General features: G+C 63.3%; 12 protein-coding genes. All 12 read right to left on the bottom strand.

Features of this window, described 5'->3' with window-relative positions; all coding sequences use genetic code 11:
- Nucleotides 1-85 precede the first annotated feature (85 nt).
- Nucleotides 86-550, bottom strand: coding sequence for a protein-export chaperone SecB (secB, locus tag ACE3OV_RS07810; protein ID WP_374326422.1), 465 nt, complete (start codon nt 548-550; stop codon nt 86-88).
- An 88-nt stretch (nt 551-638) separates the two neighbouring features.
- Entirely contained in the window at nt 639-995 is a 357-nt protein-coding gene (locus ACE3OV_RS07805; RefSeq protein WP_374326421.1) for a DUF6277 family protein, read from the bottom strand.
- A 74-nt stretch (nt 996-1,069) separates the two neighbouring features.
- Entirely contained in the window at nt 1,070-4,540 is a 3,471-nt protein-coding gene (gene tssM / locus ACE3OV_RS07800; protein ID WP_374326420.1) for a type VI secretion system membrane subunit TssM, read from the bottom strand.
- Between the two features lie 109 nt (nt 4,541-4,649).
- On the bottom strand, nt 4,650-6,089 hold the full coding sequence (gene icmH / locus ACE3OV_RS07795; RefSeq protein ID WP_374326419.1) for a type IVB secretion system protein IcmH/DotU: 1,440 nt from the start codon (nt 6,087-6,089) through the stop codon (nt 4,650-4,652).
- The gene (gene tssK, locus ACE3OV_RS07790) at nt 6,086-7,447 is read right to left on the bottom strand and encodes a type VI secretion system baseplate subunit TssK (protein ID WP_374326418.1); all 1,362 of its coding nucleotides are present in this window, start codon (nt 7,445-7,447) and stop codon (nt 6,086-6,088) included. The genes icmH and tssK overlap by 4 nt, the downstream gene beginning before the upstream one ends.
- 14 nt (nt 7,448-7,461) lie before the next feature.
- Entirely contained in the window at nt 7,462-7,989 is a 528-nt protein-coding gene (locus tag ACE3OV_RS07785) for a hypothetical protein (RefSeq protein ID WP_374326417.1), read from the bottom strand.
- Between the two features lie 4 nt (nt 7,990-7,993).
- Nucleotides 7,994-8,377, bottom strand: a complete 384-nt coding sequence (locus tag ACE3OV_RS07780; RefSeq protein WP_374326416.1) for a DUF4150 domain-containing protein — start codon at nt 8,375-8,377, stop codon at nt 7,994-7,996.
- A gap of 66 nt (nt 8,378-8,443) precedes the next feature.
- Nucleotides 8,444-8,992 carry a DUF3540 domain-containing protein gene (locus ACE3OV_RS07775; RefSeq protein WP_374326415.1) on the bottom strand — a complete coding sequence of 183 codons (549 nt, stop codon included), beginning with the start codon at nt 8,990-8,992 and terminating at the stop codon, nt 8,444-8,446.
- 14 nt (nt 8,993-9,006) lie between these two features.
- Nucleotides 9,007-10,095, bottom strand: a complete 1,089-nt coding sequence (locus tag ACE3OV_RS07770; RefSeq protein ID WP_374326414.1) for a pentapeptide repeat-containing protein — start codon at nt 10,093-10,095, stop codon at nt 9,007-9,009.
- Nucleotides 10,095-12,356 (bottom strand): DUF2169 domain-containing protein, encoded by a 2,262-nt coding sequence (locus tag ACE3OV_RS07765; RefSeq protein WP_374326413.1) that lies wholly within the window; start codon nt 12,354-12,356, stop codon nt 10,095-10,097. The genes ACE3OV_RS07770 and ACE3OV_RS07765 overlap by 1 nt, the downstream gene beginning before the upstream one ends.
- 23 nt (nt 12,357-12,379) lie before the next feature.
- Nucleotides 12,380-14,584 (bottom strand): type VI secretion system tip protein TssI/VgrG, encoded by a 2,205-nt coding sequence (gene tssI / locus ACE3OV_RS07760; protein ID WP_374326412.1) that lies wholly within the window; start codon nt 14,582-14,584, stop codon nt 12,380-12,382.
- A complete protein-coding gene (gene tssH, locus ACE3OV_RS07755; protein WP_374326411.1) occupies nt 14,575-17,235 on the bottom strand; it encodes a type VI secretion system ATPase TssH in 2,661 nt (886 codons plus the stop codon). The genes tssI and tssH overlap by 10 nt, the downstream gene beginning before the upstream one ends.
- Nucleotides 17,236-17,247: the final 12 nt, after the last annotated feature.

Here is a 17,247-nt window from a genome sequence, read left to right as displayed (position 1 = left end):
CCGCTATTCAACCACACTCGCCCGGGAATGAATAATCCCGCAGGCAACTCGACGGTCGTCTGCGGGATTTCGGTGATGCTACAGCTTACTGCAGCGGCGCGCCCTGCCCCGCCTGCTGCCTGGCCTGCTCGCGCTGCTGCAGGAAAACTGCCTCGAAATCCACCGGCTGGATCATCACCGGCGAGAAGCCGGCGCGGGTGCTGAGATCAGCGAGCATTTCCCGGGCATAGGGCAGCAGGATGTTCGGACAGGCGACGCCGAGGATGGCGTCACGCTGATCGAGCTTGACGTTGCGGATGACGAAGGAGCCGCCTTCGCTGACGACGCCCTTGAAGACCTCGGTTTCCCCCTGCTTGGCGGTGGCGACGACAGTCAGCACGACCTCGAAAACCTCGGCGCTGACCTGGCGGCTGGCGCTGTTGATGTTCAGGCCGACGTCGTAACGCCGGCTGTCCGAATAAACCTCGGGCGCATTGGCGACCTGGAAGGAAATGTCCTTCAGGTAGATACGCTCGATACCGAACTGCGGCTGCAAATTGCCCTGCTCCATCTGTGTTCCCCATTCATGATGCAATTCGCCGCCGGCAGGATGCCGGCGACTTTCAATAAACCCTGCGCCAGTGGCGCCCTGCCCGTACTCAGCGGTTCTTGAACGCCTTGAAGAAGTTGTCCATCATTTCGTTCGGGAAGCCTGCCGCATTAGTCGGCCGCAGATCGTCCATGTTGGCGTTGAACTGCTGCGTCGTCTCGCCCTTCTGCATGGTCTGGTGGGCATCAAGTTGATCGTCGATCGAACGCTTGATGTTGTTCATGTTCTCGACCATCGAGTTGACGGCGCTCTGAACGCCGCCGATGACCAGGCTGGCGTTGGCCGGGCCGGCAATGTTGTAGCCCGGCACGCCTTCATTGAAGCTGGCCGTCGTGGACGACTGCATGGTGTTGCAACTGTCCAGGCTCTGCTGGATGGACGCGATGATTTCCTTGGGATCAAGCATGGTACACCTCCGTTAAATTCAACAACTCGTTAATAAAGCATCACCATTTGCCAGCGGTAGACAGCGCCGCCGGCTTACTTCGAAGGACAGTAAAACTGGGCCAGTGTCCGCGACCACAGCGGGAAATCGCTGCTCGTTGCCTGGAACTCGAGCGACACGGCGCCCAGCGCGGTCTTGTAGCGCATCACCCGCTTGTCGTCGGCCAGGGTCAGCGGCTCGCCGGCGTCGAAGAAGCGGAAGATCGCCCACGGCCCGGTAAATTCCATCTGCTGGGTGCGGCCATCGACGGAACGCATGTGCAGGCGGACCACCATGCTCGAACGCTGCGGCGACCAGTCGATCTTCTTCGGCGCCGACGCCCCGTGGGCGTAGCGCAGTTGCTCACCACCGATGTCGAACAGCGCTTCGGTGACGCTGGCGTCCATATCGACGGCACGAACGATGACCGAGAATCCGAGCTGCCCGCCTTCGTTGAAGAAGTTGTCGCGAATCGAGCGGGCCAGTTCATACGAACGGATGATGTTCGGATTGACCAGGCTGCCGGCCATGCCATCGACCCGTTTCGCCCGCCACGGGACGTTCGAGGTATCGACGTATTGCGCCAGTTCCTCGTTGAAGTAGCTGTCGAGCACCCCGCGCGGCCCGAACAGCCGGCGGAAGTCCTCGGAGCCGACATCGCGGCCCGAACTGCGGACCAGCGGATAGCGCGAAACCGTTTGCGGACAGATCGACTTCGATGCGCCGGTCGCGCCCTTGGTCAGTTCAGCGCTCGACTTCTGGGCCGTCGCGTTGCTGCCGGATTCGATCAGGTCAAGCATGATGCCGCGGATCGGTTCCGGCTGCCGCGCAGCGTCGGCGCGCATGCGGCGGAAGGCGTCGTACTCCGGCATCAGCTGGCCGACCTGCATCGCCCCGTTGACCACCGAAATCTGCCGGTAGAGCGGTTCGAACAGGCGGCTGAGCGGGCTGGCTGCGGTTTCCACCCCGGAATTCGGGGTCAGGGTGACGGCCATGCGGCGCAAGGAGTTGAAGTAGTCGTCGACGACATGCTCGGGCAGGACGCGGTAGCGATAGTGCTGACCGCTGATCTCGCCGACGACGGCACGGCGCGTCCGCTCCAGGTTGAGCTTCTGACGATCGATCCAGCTATCGACATCGCCCTCGTAATTGCCGGTCAGCGAGGTCTCGCGACCGATGAAGCGGACCAGCTGCGCCAGTGCCGACTGCGGGTCCATCATCGCCTTGGCCAGCCAGGCGGCGTCGTCCATGCTGCTGTAGCGGCGGACCGTGATGTCGTTGATGAAGCCGCGCCAGTGCTGGATGTAGTCCTGCAGGAACTGGCGGCGCGCTGCATCGGACATGTCCTGGACGCTCTTCTCGACATCGAAGGCATTGCCCTTGGCGCCGTTCTCGTCGCGCAGCACCCAGTTTTCCTCCTCGAAGATCGCACGCGCGCTCTTCATCAGCCGCGGCATGAAGACGTCGTGGTAACCGGCGCGGGTATACCAGCCGCTGATGACCGGCGAGGTGGTCGGCGTATCGCTGCGCATGCGCAACAGCATCGGCGCGTTGAGACCGGCGGCGCGCGACAGCGAGACGTCCTCGACGCTTTCCGGCAGTGCCTGACTCTTGACGTTGTCGATCACCCGGATTGCGCTGGGCAGACCGCTGGCCACCGCCCGCGCCTGCGTCAGCAGGTTCTCGTCGGCCGGTGCGGCGGGCAGGAAGGGCGGCGAGAAGGTGGCAGCGACATGGCCCAGGAAGGCGTTCTTTTCTTCCTCGCTGGAATTCGCCGGGGCGATCTTGTCCCAGCGCTTGTCGAACCAGCGGACGGCAATTTCCGGATTCCGCCGCTCCGGCTTGACCAGCATCAGGTAGAGGCGCAGCGTCTCATAGACATCGCCGGTGCCACCGGTCATTTCGTTCTTCAACTGCACGGTGACGTACTTGAACATCTCCGGCATGAAGCTCTTGAACAGGTGACGACGATAGGTCTCGTAGGCGACGTTGCGGATCCGCGAGTGCTCGAAGAAGGTCGACGGGATCATCGAGAAGTTGGCGCCCAGTTGATTGCCGGCGTAGCGCATCTGGCTGGAGACATCCATCAACGCAATATCGGCGCTCGGCGTGTCGGCCAGTTGCTGGGCCAGACGCTTGCCTTCACCGAATTGCGCCCAGATCAGGTCGATGTAGCTGCGCTGATCGAAATAGGTCAGCAACAGCCAGACCGACAGCAGACACAGCGCAACGACGCTGATCCCCCAGCGCAGCATCCGCTTGCCGCGGGAAGCCAGCGATTTGTCGCCGAAGCGCAGGATGTTGCGCTCCTCGATCGCCTGGCCGATCGGCGCGAAGAAGGTCTTGGCGAAGGAACGGAAGGCCGGCGACTCGTTGGGTTCGTCGAGCTGCACCAGATTGACCGCTTCGTCGGTGGCCATCAGATAGACCGAGGTGCCGAACCACATGCCGCGTAATTGCCCGCCGCGTACCGATGAGGCGTGCATCGCCACCGACTTGACGAACTCGAGCAGCGGTGCCCGCAGGCGTCCCAGGCTTTCGGTGAAATGCAGCAGTTGCTGGCCCTCATTGGCATCCGCCATCTGCGGGATGACGAACTGGACGACGCGCTGCACGCGATGTTCGAAACGCTCGTACCAGGCATCGACACCGCCCTCCGCCAGCGCCTCGAAGCCCATGCCATCGGCCAGCGTCTCGTCTTCAAGGGCGGCCAGCATGGCGCCGCCGCCGGGCAGCGTATCGACGTGGGTGAGGACGATATAGACCGGCAGTTCGGCGTCGAACCAGTCGGCGAGTTCAAGGACCCGGCCGCGCAGCGTGTCGGCCAGCCGCTTGCGCTGCTCCGAGCTGGCTTTCAGCATCCAGTCGAGGTCGACGCAGAGCACCAGACCATCGAGGCCGGCGCCGCCGCGCATGCGGCGGACCCCGGCAAGCAGCTTCTTCCAGGCACTGAAGCCGGATTCACCGAGCGCTTCGCGCTCGGCCCACTGTCCGCTGCTGTCGATCCAGACCGCCTTGTCGTTGACCCAGAAACCGCAATCCTCGGTCTGTCCCAGCGATTCGCCGAGGCGCGGCAGGCCGGCCACTTCGCCAGGCAGGGCATTCTGGCCGGTGTGGTTGAGGAAGCTGGTTTTCCCCGCCCCCGACGAACCGAGCAGCATGAACCAGGGCTGTTCGCGCAGATGCCCCTTGCGCAGACGATAGGTCAGACGGCGGAAGAAGCCCTTCTGGCGATCGACCCAGATCTTGCGCAGGGTCAGCTCGAGGTCGGCGAGGCGGCTGCTGATGCGGTCGTTGTCCACCGTCGGCGCCTTCTGCTTGCGCCGGCGGAAAAGCGAGAGGAACTTGCCGAGCAGCCAGCGCAGCAAGGGATAGAAGCCCCAGAACAGCAACAGCACGACCAGCAGCTGGCGCAGCCACATCCAGCCGAATGGATGGTAGCGGCCGATGGCGACCATCGGCCCGATCCACCAGACGACGGCGGCAAGAATGACGGAGATGACGATGCGTAACGAACTTCTCAACATTTCTGATGCTCCCAACCCAGGGTTTGGCCTGCAAAATCCCTGCGCTGATCAACTTGGATGAACCCTGGCCCGTGACCGGACCGTGAATCGCTGCCTGCCCTGATTCCGCTCAGCGGATGATTTCCGTCACCACGCGTCGGGTTGCCGCCACCTTCCACAAGACCTCGACTCGACGGTTCTTGAGGTTGGCTGCCGGATTGATTTCGGAAATGACCGGTGCCTTCTCCCCCATCCCGGATGCCGTCACCTGCCGCTGCACCTTGCTGCCGATGACCTGCTGCTCGATCAGCTTGGCGACTTCGCGGGCGCGCGCTTCGGAAAGTGCCTGGTTGGAGGGGAACTTGCTCGCCAGGATCGGCGTCAGGTCGGTATGGCCGATGATTTCGAGATCGCCGGGCCAGGGCGCAAACGCGGCGCCGAGCCGGGTCAGGTTGGGCAGGAACTCGGGCCGGATTTCCGCCTTGCCGGGCTCAAACGCCCCGTCGGCGCGGAAGATCAGCAGCCAGCCATTTTCCCGCCGCTCGGCCGTCAGCCAGCCTTCGGCGATCAGCTCGGGCAACGGTGGCGGCAGAGTTTCCGAGATGTTGATTTCGCGCACCGGCGGTTCGTAAGCAGCCAGCGCCTCGCGCAACGGACTGCCGCGCATGGCGATGTCGAAGACGCCGGCCAGATAGCCCATCAGCAGCAGCACGGCGCCGATCATGAACAGCCGGAACGGCGTCAGCCAGCGCGGCTTGAACACCTTGGGCAGCCCCGAACGCAGGGCCAGGCCGTCGGGTGCACGATCCCAGATCATGCGGTGCAGCTTGCTGCGTAAATCCTGCAGCAGCACGTCGCCGCGATCAATGACCTGAAAACGCCCCTGGAAACCGAGACCCAGGATCACTTCGTACAGTTCGAGCAGGGCGATCGGCGGCCGTTCCTGGTTCATCGCCATGTCAAGCTTGATGAAGCAGTCCTCACCACCCCAGGCGTCGCCGTGGAATTCGACGAGCAGGGATTTTTCCGGCAAGGGCAGATCCTGCTTGCGGCAGGCTTCGTTGAGCAGTTCGTCGATGTGCGTGCACAGCAGGTAGGACGCATCGTCGATCCAGCGCGACTCCTCGCCGCTGCTCGCCAGCTTCTCGCGGAACATCCGCACTTCCAGGCCGAGTTGCCCGCGCAGCGAGGTATCGAAGGTGATCCCCTGGTCTTCCAGGCGATGCAGCAGCAAGAGCGGCGGGATCGCCGCCGAGATGTAAGGGTTCTGCCATTTCGACGCGGCAACGCCCGGGCGCGCGATGGCGTTGCGCATGCCCAGCATGGCCACCGCCCCGACCGAGCGATCGACCGGTTTTTCCTTGCTCACCGGCAGATCGACCGGCGCCTGCTGCGTCTCCTTGTCGTCGCTGTGTTCGAGCAGGTTGCCGAAAGGCTGCGGATTGTCGGCGCCGCGTGGCATCGAACTGGAAATGCGCTGGGCGATGTCACCCAGGGCGCCCATCGACGAAACACCACCGGAAGTCGGGATGTTGCGCAGCGCGCTCATGATTTCATTGATGCCCCTCATGCCACTTTCCCTTCACGCAGCCCCCAGGCTTCGAACTTCAGTTGCGGGAAATCGCCGACCACGCGCAGCGCCATCGCCGCGCCGCGCGTTGTTTCCTTCCAGTAGGGATCGACCGATTCGACCTCGAAATAGACGCTCTGCGCGTAGAAGGGAAGATTGCGCGGCACGGCGGAGACCGGCACCAGGCGCGCGCCCGGCAGTTGCAGATCGACCAGCTTGTTGATGTGCTCGACCGGGCCGAACTTGACCTGGGTTGGCAGCATGCGGCGCAGGTTCTCGCCTGGCATGGCGGAGGAGAAAGCAAAGACCATCTTCTGCAGCTTCCACTGCGGATCGTTGATGCACAGATAAACCTGATCGCCGCGGTCTTCGAAACGCAAGGGGATCACCGGCGACTCGATGATCAACGCCAGCGCCCGGCGCAGCGCATGGGCCAGCGCAGTGAAGCAGGCCTGCAGGTCGTCGTGCTGGTAACGCCATTTCTGTGCCGCCAGCATCGGCTCGACGCTGGGCAGCACGGAGAGGCGGCCAAGCAGGCCGGTCAGTTCGAGGTAGAGATCAGCCGGATGCAGGGGATCGTAGGCTTCCAGATGGTCGAGGCGCATCCGGTATTCGGAGATGGCCTGCGTTGCCAGCATCTCGATCAGATCGGCCAGCCCGCCACCGCTGGCGAGCAGGCGCTGGCCGGCGGAGGCACTCAAACGGTGCTGCAGCAGCCCCTGGAATTCGTTGCAGATCGCCAGCAGCCGGGTATGGGCGCGGACGTCGAGCATCGCCGGGATGAAATCGCTGTCGAGGACGATGCCGCGGTTGCCCTGGCGTGCCGCCAGGCGGGCGATCGGCTGCCAGGTTTCGTTGGCACCGACGTGATCCTCGCGGCACAAACGGGTGCGCAACTGCCCGACCTGCATGTGGATACGCAGCGGCGAGCCTTCCGGATCGAGACCGACATTGGCATCCTGAATTTCCGCCTCGACTACCTTGTAACGTGCTGCCGACTCGGCCTCGCCGAAACCGACCGAGCTATTGACCACATCGCTGCGCACGGTCGCCAGGCAGATCTTCGTGCCGATCGGCGCATCGGAAAGATCGAGCGCTTCCGGGATGGCGTCGCAGGTCGGAATCGAGAATGGGGTACCGTCGTCGAAAATCCCGCGTGCCCGGATGATGGCGAGCAGTCCCTGTTGCAGCAAATCCTGGTCGATTTCGAGTTCGCTGAATCCCCAACCGAGGTTGGTGATCTGCGACAGGCGGCTGTTCACCTGGTGTTCGATGTAGCGTTCCTGTTGTTGAAAATGCTGCGCCTCAACCAGCAAACCATCGGTCCAGACCACCCTGTTGATATTGTGTGTTGCCATGAAGAAGTGAACCCCTATTTACATGTGGGCTGATTGCCCGCACTGTTTTTCTTGACTTCCTGAATCTGGTTGCGGTCGATGTTCAGCCAGTGGCAGCTATTGAGATCGGCCGGCGAATAGACTTTGAGAATGCCTTTGCCATTACCTCCCTGGTCCGAAAAATCGCCGGTCACCGTGATCCAGTAGGCATCCCCGTAGGGCATCGATTCCGTGATGTAGGCGACGCGGTCGGCAAGCAAGGTGACCTTCTGCGCCTTGCTCACCCGGGAATCCTGCTCGGCACAGGGCGCGCTCAGATCCATCGGCGGATTCCAGTCTTCGTGCTTGTGCAGATAGATGCACAGGCGCAGCGGTCGCGCGACGTCGCCTTCGAACTTGGCGTTGAGCTTGGGGCCACCGTGGATGGTCAGCGAGATGTTCCGTTTCTCGGGGATCAGCCGATCCGGCATGCCCCGGAACAACACCCGCGTCGCATCGCCGATCGTGCAGCCCTGGATGCCCGCTGCGAGGCAGGCAGCAATCAGTACAGCTTTCCAGGACATGGGATCAGATGACCAGAATCTTCAACTGACTGGGCACCAGGCGAACGCCCAGCGTGTTCAAGGTGTTCGGCAGGTTGATGCTGGTCATCCGGGTGATCGGCGCACCGCCGACCAGGAAGTTCAGCTTGGCCGTGCAATGGATGGAAAGACCCTTGACGGTACCGGAAATGATGCCGCCACAGGCGCCCGGTTCATCGCAGAATGTGACCGGAATGATGGTCGCCAGGTTATGCACCGGACCACCGCAATAGAGGATGTTCGGCACGTTGGGGATGGCCATCGAGCCGAAAGCCAGATTGGGATAGGGAATCGGAATGCACAAGGGCGGCGTCTTGCAGACATCGGCCGGAGAAATATCGATACCACCTGCGGAGCTATTGGCAAACATACGAGCCTCTTCCTAAAACAATATTGAACATCCCAAGCAACAGTCCAACCCGCCGCTTCCCCAAAATCACCCGAAATGCATCTGGGTGCCGTCGATCTTCAACAATGCGCTGGCCTGAATGGCACCCAGACTGGTGTGCATGGTCAGGCTCTGCTTGCCATCGAGAGCAATCGAGTTGGCATTGAGCACGCTGACCCCGGCAACATTGACCACCTGCGTCGATGCGTTCTGCACCGACAGTTCGGCGTTGAGCCGGAAGTTCTCGGCCTGCAGGTCGAGGTTGCGCTCGACCTCGACGACGATGTTGGCAGCCTTCAGGTGCAGTTCGCCGCCGCCCAGGTCGACGTCGATCCGCTGCCCCTGCTGCCAGTCCCGCTCAAGCACGGCGAGGACATAGCAAACGCCGTTGATGCCGGCGACCAGCACCTGGTCGCCATCGAGCGGCTCGACCAGACAACTGACGGCGACCCGCACCGGGAGAGATGCCTCGCCTTCGAGTTGCCAGCCCTTCTCGCCACGGCGGATCCGCGTCATGTAGCTGGTGCCGGGCATCAGGCCCGGATAGCTGGCGGTCGCCGGCCGCTGGCCGAGCGGCGCAACGGAGGCTTGTGTCATGGGTTCCAGCAATTTCATTGGATACTCCTGGTCACCCCGGGGCGGCAGGTTTTCCACCAATCAAGGTCCTGCAGCTCTTCGGGAATTTCAAAACGCGCCAGATCGAGGTCGGCACCGCGCCAGTCTGCGGGCTGCTGACCGGCGACATTGGCATCGACGAAACGCGCACCGTTGACCGTCGTTCCCTGCATCGAGCAACCGCGAGCATCGAGATCGCTGCCGGTAAGGCCGTTGAGATCGCAGGATTCGAGACGGGCGTTGCGCAGCGAGAAGTGCGACACCTCGCGTTCGCGGAACTCGCATTCGCACAGCAGGGAAGCATCGAAGGCAATCGCGTAAAGGGTGTTGCCCCTGAAATGCAGGCGGTGCAGCTTGCCGCTGTCGAAGTGGGCGATGTGCAGCACGTTCGCCAGGAAATCGCCGCCGGCGATTTCGCAGCTGGACCACGCTGACTGCTGGAAATGACAGGACTGATAGGCCAGATGCCGGGCCTTGATCCCCATCCAGCGGTTGTTGATGCCCTGACAGCCGAGCCACTGACCGCCGCCGAAGGTTGCATTGGCCGAGATCACGCGCTCCATCACGCACTCCTGCCAGCACTGGTCATGAACCTTGCTTTCGACCAGCGACAGGTCGCGGATCAACGAGCTTTCGACGCGCAAGCCGGTCAAGGCCAGCGATGACAGGGTGGAGAAGGAAATGTCGCAGACCCTGAATTCCCAGTTGCCACCGCGCACCGCGTTGATCATCTGGCGTGCCAGCCGGCATTCCAGCCACTGGCAGTCGCCCCAGGCGCCGCTTTCCCAGTGGCATTCAGTCGTCAGCGTGCGCTGGAAACGGGCGCTGGCAGCTGCGCACTCGAAGAAGCGGACAGTCATCAGAATGCAGCCGACGAATTGCGCACCACTGAAATTGCAGCGCGTGAACAACTGGCCTTCGAAGGTCACGCCATCCCAGTAAGTCCCGGAAAAGTCGCAATCGACAAAGTGAGTGCCGGCGGGCGGCGCCAGAAAGCGCTGGCCGGCAAAACTCTTTTCCTTGGTCGGCATGCCGCTGATCGACGAGGTATCGAATTCGGGCATCCCGGTGAGCTTGTCAAACATCAGTCCTGCCTCCTTGGAACCTCGATCACCCGTCCCATCAGGTTGTCTTTCCACTTCTTCTGCCAGTTCTTCTCGCGCCTGACGTAACCGAGGTTGGCGCCGATCAGGTTGCTCGCGTGGATCTCGCTGGCGCGTAGATCGGCGCCGTAGAGGTTGGCGTCGCGCAGCGCGCTGGCCTGGAAGCGGGAACCGGAGAAATCGGCATGCATCAGGTTGCCCTGCCGCAGGTCGCAGCCAATCCACTGACTGCCGCTGGCCTGCAAGGCATTCATCGTCGCCTCGACCCAGGTGCAGCGCTCGCAAATCCCGCCGTTAAAGCGGGCGGCGCCGAGAAAGACCTTCTCGAACAGGCACTGCGTCCAGCGCGAACCGGAGATGTCGCAGGCGTCGGCGAGAACGGCAGTGGTGAAGCGGCTGTCGACGAACTGGCTACCAGCCAGTTGGCAGGCAACCCAACTGGTCTTGCGCCAGACGGACTGGCTGACCTGTAACCCGGGCAGCTGACAATCGAGGAAGACGTGGCCGTCTACCGTGCTTTCCGCGAACGACAGCGCCGGGAAACTGCATTTCTGCATCTGCACGCTATCGCAGGCCACCCTGGCAAAACTCAGCTGACTGCCCCGCGACTCGCTGAAGAAGGTCGTCTTCCACTGACTTTCCTGAACCGTGCAGGCAGTGAAATCGCATTCGATGAACTGCACCGTCGCCAGTTGCGTCGCTTTCCAGCGCGTCCAGGTCAAACTGCATTCGCTGAGATGGCAGCTGTCGAACACGGCATTCTCGAAACTGGCGCCGTCAAGCTTGCAGCCGAGCATCAGCATGTTGCGCAGATCGACGTCAACAAAACGGCAACCACTGAGGTCGACATTGATCAGTTGCGATCCCTGCCAGCTCTGCCCCGAGAAATCCAGCCCGGAAAGATCGGCGTTGCGGATGATCAGATCGTCGCGGCGCCGCTCCCGCGGCCAGGCGGCGAGTTGCCGGCGCCAGTCCATCTTGTCGGCTTCCGTCTCGGGCAGGCCCTCGCCGCGGATCAGCGCCCGGGTCTGCTCCTTGACCTGGGCGATATCCTGGGTCTTGGCCTTGTCGGTCGCTTCGGCCGCGGCGGCGACCATGCCGAGGTAATGTTGCATGCGCTCGCGAACCCGCGCATAGGGGCGCGCCGGTTGCGCAACGCGCGGATGATCCTCCGGCAGCAGCAGGTATTCCCAGGCCCAGCCGCGGCCGGCCGGCGGCAGCAGGACTTCGTCACGCATGCCTTCGATCTGGTTGCAACTGCTGTCCTCGCGCCGCCGGGCGACGACCGACAGGTAATTCAGTGGATAAGGCGTACCGAATTCCGAGAGCGCCACCAGCAGATGGCCGATCTCGTCGCCCAGCATGTCGTCGACGTCGAGCAGACCGGTAAACAGCACCGCCCCGACATCGCGATCCGGGAAGAACCACAGGGTCTGGCGCTTCAGCGGCAACTCGGCGAATTCCTGGCTGTCGGCCCGGCGATAGATCGCCTGTGCTTCGAGCGGCGGAATCTGCCCGACAAAACCGGCGCCACCCTCGCCCACCCCGTGCAGCGAATAGGCACAAGTCACCGGCCAGCTATCGCCGCGCGCCCACTGATCGCGCGGCGCCATCTGGAAGAAGCGGCGATCCATCGTTTCCGGCCAGCCGAGATGCGAACGGTGGTCGGTGTCCAGCGTCAGGTCCTTCTTCTTGCGCGAGACATGAGCCGCCCGCTGCGCCCATCGGGTGTCGAGCGGGCCGGTGGCGGCCAGGAATTCGTTTTCCTGGCCATAGCGATCAGGCAGGCGCAACAAGGGTTTGTCGCGCCGTTCTGCCGATTCATGGCCCATGCCGACCGGATTGGCCAGGAATCCGGCGCCACCGAAGGCATTGACATAATCGAGGGGAATTGCCGCGTCGGCCGCGGCGGCCTGCTCCCCCGGCAGGTGACAGAAGATTTCCTTGTGGCAGTCGTCAACGCCAAGCTGCACGCGCCACTTGCCGTCCGCCTCGAGGTTTGCCGGACGCCGGGCATGCCCGGCCAGCAGCCATTCGGCAAAAGGCTTGGGCATCGCCTCGTCGAGCGCCTTGAACGACATCGGCGCACTCTCCAGCGCGGCCCAGATTTCCGTCTCGTGCGCCAGGATGCGGGGGTCGCTGAGACGGAAGCCGAAGCCGACGGTCACCCCAAGATGGGATGACCGCCCGAACTTGACCGGCGCGGTGAGAACCAGAAGATGCTGCGGTTTCGAGAATTTCATGAGGCTTTCCGGGTCCCGCCGTCCTACATGTAGATGCTGAGGCCACGGATGGCGAGCTTGAGCAGGCCGATGTCCATGTCGACCGCGGTGATCTTGGCCCACAGGCCGGTCACCCGCGCCTCCACCCCGGTTGCCTTGATCGCCAGCGAGGTCGCCTCGATCGTCACCCCCTTCAGCTCCAGGTGCATGCCGAAGGCGATCACCGCCATGCCGGTGAGCGCCAGGGCGATGCCGGTGGCGTCGATCGACATGCCGGTGATGCGGCCCCAGAGTCCGGTGAGGTCAATACAGGCACCGGTGATGCGCAGCCAGACCAGGGTGATGTCGAGCCGTACGCCGGTCATCTGTGCCGAGATGCCGGTGACGCCAATCGATTCGCCGGTCAGCTTGAGCGTGATGCCGGTCATGTGGGTCTGGATGCCGGTGGCGACGATCTCGTTACCGATGAAGGCGGTCTCGCTGCCGATCATCTTGATGTCGGAACCGATGAACTGGGCGTTCAGTCCCATCGCCTCGATGTTGGCACCGATGAAGGAAGCGCAGATGCCGGTGAAATTGAGCTGGGCGCCGGTGAATAGCGCGCGCACGCCGGTAATGTCAATCAGCGCTGCCTGCATGACGATCTGCGTGGTCGAGGTCTGGGTGATGGTGCGCGTCACCATCATGTAGCGGTCCTGACCGATGCTGGTCGCCGAATTGCGCTCGACCGTCTGCTGATAATCGCGTTCGGCGTGGATCATCACGCGTTCGGCACCGCGCAGGTCGTCGAAGGTGATCGAGCTGGCGTTCTCCGGACCGCCGTAGCTGAGCGAGCGGGAAACCAGGCCGGTGTAGCGGATGTCCTTGGGCAGGTCGTAGGGCGGCGGCAGGTCGCCGTTATAGACGATGCCGGTCATCAACGGGCGGTCGAGGTCGCCATCGACATAGGTGATGATGACTTCCTGGCCGACCCGCGGCATGGCGATGACGCCCCAGCCCTTGCCCGCCCAGGCCTGCGAGACGCGCAGCCAGCACGAGGAATCCTCTTCCTTGGTGGTGTAGCGGTCCCAGTGGAAGTGCACGCGGATCCGGCTCAGTTCGTCGGTATGCACTTCGACGCCTTCCGGACCGACCACGGTCGCGCTCTGGATGCCGGGAACGGTCGGCTTCTTGTAGCGGCGCAGCGGGTGGAATTCGACATCGTCCGGCAGCGCGGTGAAAGTACAGACGGCACTTTCGCCCTTGGTCGTGCTGTCGATGTCGTTGGTGTATTCGTACTTGGTGCTGAGGATGAAATAACGGCGGTTGCGGGCGCTGTCCGGGTGCAGTTGCAGCGAGAAGGCTTCGCCCACCGTCACGCCTTTGGCGTTGGCCTTGCCGTTCAGGATGCGGGCTTCCGCTTGCCAGGCGAGCAGGCGCATCTTGGCCAGGAATTCGCCGCGCTGCGATTCGCCGTAACCGGCGGCATAGTCGTAATGCTCGAGCTGGACGCCGGCCAGCGTGGCCTGGTCTTCCTGGGCGTTGGTCTGCAGCACGTCGGTCGGCACGTGGTAGTTGAAGTCGCGCAGCACGATGTTGTTCGGCCGTACCTTGCGGCTGCGCTGCAGGCGCTGAACGCTTTCGCGGTCGAGGATGGGGCGGCCTTCTTCGCCGTCCGGGTTGAAGTCGAGCTGACCGTAGATGCCGGACTGGTCAACGAAGACCTGCGAATCGCTGATGACGACGGTGTGCTCGTCCTGGCCGTGACGGATGAAGTAGTAGATGCCTTCATCTTCGAGCAGACGGCTGGTGAAGGCGAGATCGCTTTCCTTGAACTGAACGCAGTATTCGCGCTTGTCGTAAGTACGCTTGAGGTCCATTTCGAACTTGGCAAAGCCATAGCCGCGGAACACCTCTTCGACGATTTCCGGCGCCGACAGGTCCTGGAAGATCCGGCAGTTCTGGTTCTGGCCGAGGAAGGAGAGCCAGCTGCCGAGCTTCAGCTTGTAGGTGTATTGCTCGTCGCGCTGCCCGGTATCAACCCCTTCCAGCACATAAGCGTGGAAGGTGCGGATGTCGTTGCCCTTGTCGAGCGAGATATCGACGGCGACGGTGTCACCGAGCAGGCCGTCGAGATCGAGATCCGGACGCTTGCTGATGATTTCCAGCTCATAGCTGGGCGTCCATGACATTTCTTCCTTGGCGGTGAAGCTGAGTGCCAGTGAATCGGCATCCAGTAATACGGGGCTTCTGATTTCAATCAAGCGCATGACGTAACCTCCTGTTGGTCGGCATCATTGGGTTCTGAAAGATTTTCCGGCTCGCTCTCGCGATCCAGCAGTTCGAGGGAGAGGCCGCCGTCGGCGACCACCCTCACCCTGCCGAGCGGCAAGCCGTCCCGCTTGGCAGCAAGCAACTCCTGAGCGAGCGACGGCAGCACGGTCGCGCGGATCAGGTCTTCGATGGCACGCCCGCGATGCGGATGACCCGCCGCGGTATTGGCCACCCACTCGACGGCGGAAGTGTCGATCTCCAGCGTCACCCCCTGCTCTTCCAGACGATCGGCCAGGCGCTGGAACTGGTGCTCGGCGATCGACTGCAAGGCCGACAGGCCCAGGGGGTAGAACGGCAGCACCTGCATCCGGGCCAGCAACGCCGGTGCGAAATGGCGCTGCAGGCTGCCCTGCGCCAGTTGCACCAGTTGCCCGTAGGTGGCCGGTTGTTCGGCCAGCGCGGCAACCTCGATTTCCTCGGCGCCGATGTTGCTGGTCATCAGGATCAGGCAGTTGCGGAAGCTGACCCGGCGTCCTTCGCCATCTTCCATCCAGCCCCGGTCAAAGACCTGATAGAAGACTTCGTGGACATCGCGGTGGGCCTTGTCGAATTCGTCGAGCAGGACGACGCTGTAAGGCTTGCGCCGTACTGCTTCGGTCAGCACGCCGCCCTTGCCGTAGCCGACGTATCCCGGCGGGGCGCCCTTCAGGGTGGCGGCGGTGTGCGCTTCCTGGAACTCGTTCATGTTGAACTGGATCAGGTTGTGCGAACCGCCGAACAGCAGTTCCGAGAGCGCGATCGCCGTTTCGGTCTTGCCGGTGCCGGTCGGCCCGGTCAGCATGAAGACGCCGAGCGGCCGCTGCGGATCGTGGATGCCGGCGCGCGCCACCTGCAGTGCCTTGCTCAGCGCAACGATGCCGCCGGTCTGGCCGAAGACGCGCTTTTCCAGCCGTTCGCGCAGTTGCAGCGTGGCTTCGATGTCGTCGGTCACCATGTCGATGTCGGGAATCCCCGTCCATTCGGAGAGGACGGCGGCAACCGTGCGTTGATCGACCCAGGGCTGAACCAGCGGCTTGCCCTGTTGCAGTTCGTCGAGTTCGCCGGTCAATGCGGCCAACGCGCTGTTGCCTTCGGCAGCGGCGGGCTGGGCCAGCAATTCACCGACCTGACCGACCAGTTGCCGGGCCTGGTTGACCTGTTGCTCCAGCGCCTCGGCCTTGGCCTGGTGTTCGGCGCGCTTCTGCTGCAGCGCTTCGCGGTCGAAACCGCAATCGATCGCCAGCTTTTCGTCCTGCTCGGCCCAGGCCAGTTGCAGGTCCATCGCCACCACGGCCTGGCGCTCGCGCTCCAGCGCGGCGGGCGGCGCGACGCGACTCATCGCAACGCGGGCACAGGCCGTGTCGAGCAGGCTGATCGCCTTGTCCGGCAGGTGGCGGCTCGGCAGGTGGCGCTTCGACAGCTTGACGGCGGCAACCAGCGCGTCGTTGGTGATGCGCACGCCGTGGTGCTTGGAGAAACGCTCGGCGATCATGCGCAGCATGGTGATCGCCTCGTTTTCGCCGGGTTCGTCGACGACCACCGGCTGCATGCGGCGGGTCAGCGCGGCATCGGGCTCGATGAACTGCTTGTATTCGCTCCAGGTGGTCGCCGCGACCATGCGCAACTTGCCGCGGGCCAGCATCGGCTTGAGCATGTTGACCGCGTCGCCGGTGCCGGCCTGGCCGCCGGCGCCGACCAGCGTGTGGGCTTCGTCGCAAAAGAGGATGATCGGCGTTGGCGATTTCTCGATCGCATCGACCACCGACTTGAGACGCGCCTCGAACTCGCCCTTCATGCTGGCGCCGGCCTGCAGGCGGGCCAGGTCGAGCACCCAGACCTGCGCTTCGGCAAGCAGCCCCGGCACCATGCCGTCGGCAATGCGCTGAGCCAGCGCCTCGACGATCGCGGTCTTGCCGACGCCGGCCTCGCCGACCAGGATCGGGTTGTTCTGGCGACGGCGCAGCAGGATGTCGATCACCTGGCGCAATTCGTTGTCACGGCCGATCACCGGGTCGAGCCCGCCCTGCTTGGCCTGTTCCGTCAGATTGGTCGCCCAGCGGGTCAGGGCGTCGCTGTCGGCGGCCTGTTCGCCTTCGACGTCGAGCGGGATTTCCGGCGAACTCATCGGCCGATCGCGGGCTTCACGCCAGCCGCGGCCAACCTGTTCGAAGACCCGGCTGGCGTCCGGCCACTGGATCCGCTCGAACTGCGAACTGATCCGGTACAGCGTCTGCCGCGTCTGGCTGTTTTCGAGCAGGCCGAGCAGAACGTGACCGGAACGGATGTGTTGCGCCGGCGCGATCAGCTGGCTGGTTGCCAGCGCACTTTCCATCGCCTGGTCGAGACGCGAGGAAATGTCGATGGCGCAACCGTGGCGGCGCGGGAAGCGCGCCAGCTGGCGTTGCAACTGGCTGAGCAGGATGCCGGGATCGCCCTTGAAATGCGAGAGCAGTTCGGAAATGTCGCTCTGTTCGCGACGCAGTACCGAAATCAGCCAGTGTTCGAGTTCGATGAACTCGTGCTCGCTCTGCTTGCACAGCGCGGTTGCCTCGACGACCGCTTCATAGGCCAGGGTGCCAAGACGACCAAATAACCGCTCTCGATTCATGCAAATGACTCC

This window comes from Azonexus sp. (assembly GCF_041909095.1).
Taxonomy (GTDB): Bacteria; Pseudomonadota; Gammaproteobacteria; order Burkholderiales; family Rhodocyclaceae; genus Azonexus.
This window is presented reverse-complemented; position numbering and strand designations above follow the sequence as displayed.

Excerpts from the sequence above, each read along its gene's own strand:
- secB (WP_374326422.1), bottom strand. The coding sequence starts at position 550 with ATGGAGCAGGGCAATTTGCAGCCGCAGTTCGGTATCGAGCGTATCTAC.
- ACE3OV_RS07805 (WP_374326421.1), bottom strand. The coding sequence starts at position 995 with ATGCTTGATCCCAAGGAAATCATCGCGTCCATCCAGCAGAGCCTGGAC.
- tssM (WP_374326420.1), bottom strand. The coding sequence starts at position 4,540 with ATGTTGAGAAGTTCGTTACGCATCGTCATCTCCGTCATTCTTGCCGCC.
- icmH (WP_374326419.1), bottom strand. The coding sequence starts at position 6,089 with ATGAGGGGCATCAATGAAATCATGAGCGCGCTGCGCAACATCCCGACT.
- tssK (WP_374326418.1), bottom strand. The coding sequence starts at position 7,447 with ATGGCAACACACAATATCAACAGGGTGGTCTGGACCGATGGTTTGCTG.
- ACE3OV_RS07785 (WP_374326417.1), bottom strand. The coding sequence starts at position 7,989 with ATGTCCTGGAAAGCTGTACTGATTGCTGCCTGCCTCGCAGCGGGCATC.
- ACE3OV_RS07780 (WP_374326416.1), bottom strand. The coding sequence starts at position 8,377 with ATGTTTGCCAATAGCTCCGCAGGTGGTATCGATATTTCTCCGGCCGAT.
- ACE3OV_RS07775 (WP_374326415.1), bottom strand. The coding sequence starts at position 8,992 with ATGACACAAGCCTCCGTTGCGCCGCTCGGCCAGCGGCCGGCGACCGCC.
- ACE3OV_RS07770 (WP_374326414.1), bottom strand. The coding sequence starts at position 10,095 with ATGTTTGACAAGCTCACCGGGATGCCCGAATTCGATACCTCGTCGATC.
- ACE3OV_RS07765 (WP_374326413.1), bottom strand. The coding sequence starts at position 12,356 with ATGAAATTCTCGAAACCGCAGCATCTTCTGGTTCTCACCGCGCCGGTC.
- tssI (WP_374326412.1), bottom strand. The coding sequence starts at position 14,584 with ATGCGCTTGATTGAAATCAGAAGCCCCGTATTACTGGATGCCGATTCA.
- tssH (WP_374326411.1), bottom strand. The coding sequence starts at position 17,235 with ATGAATCGAGAGCGGTTATTTGGTCGTCTTGGCACCCTGGCCTATGAA.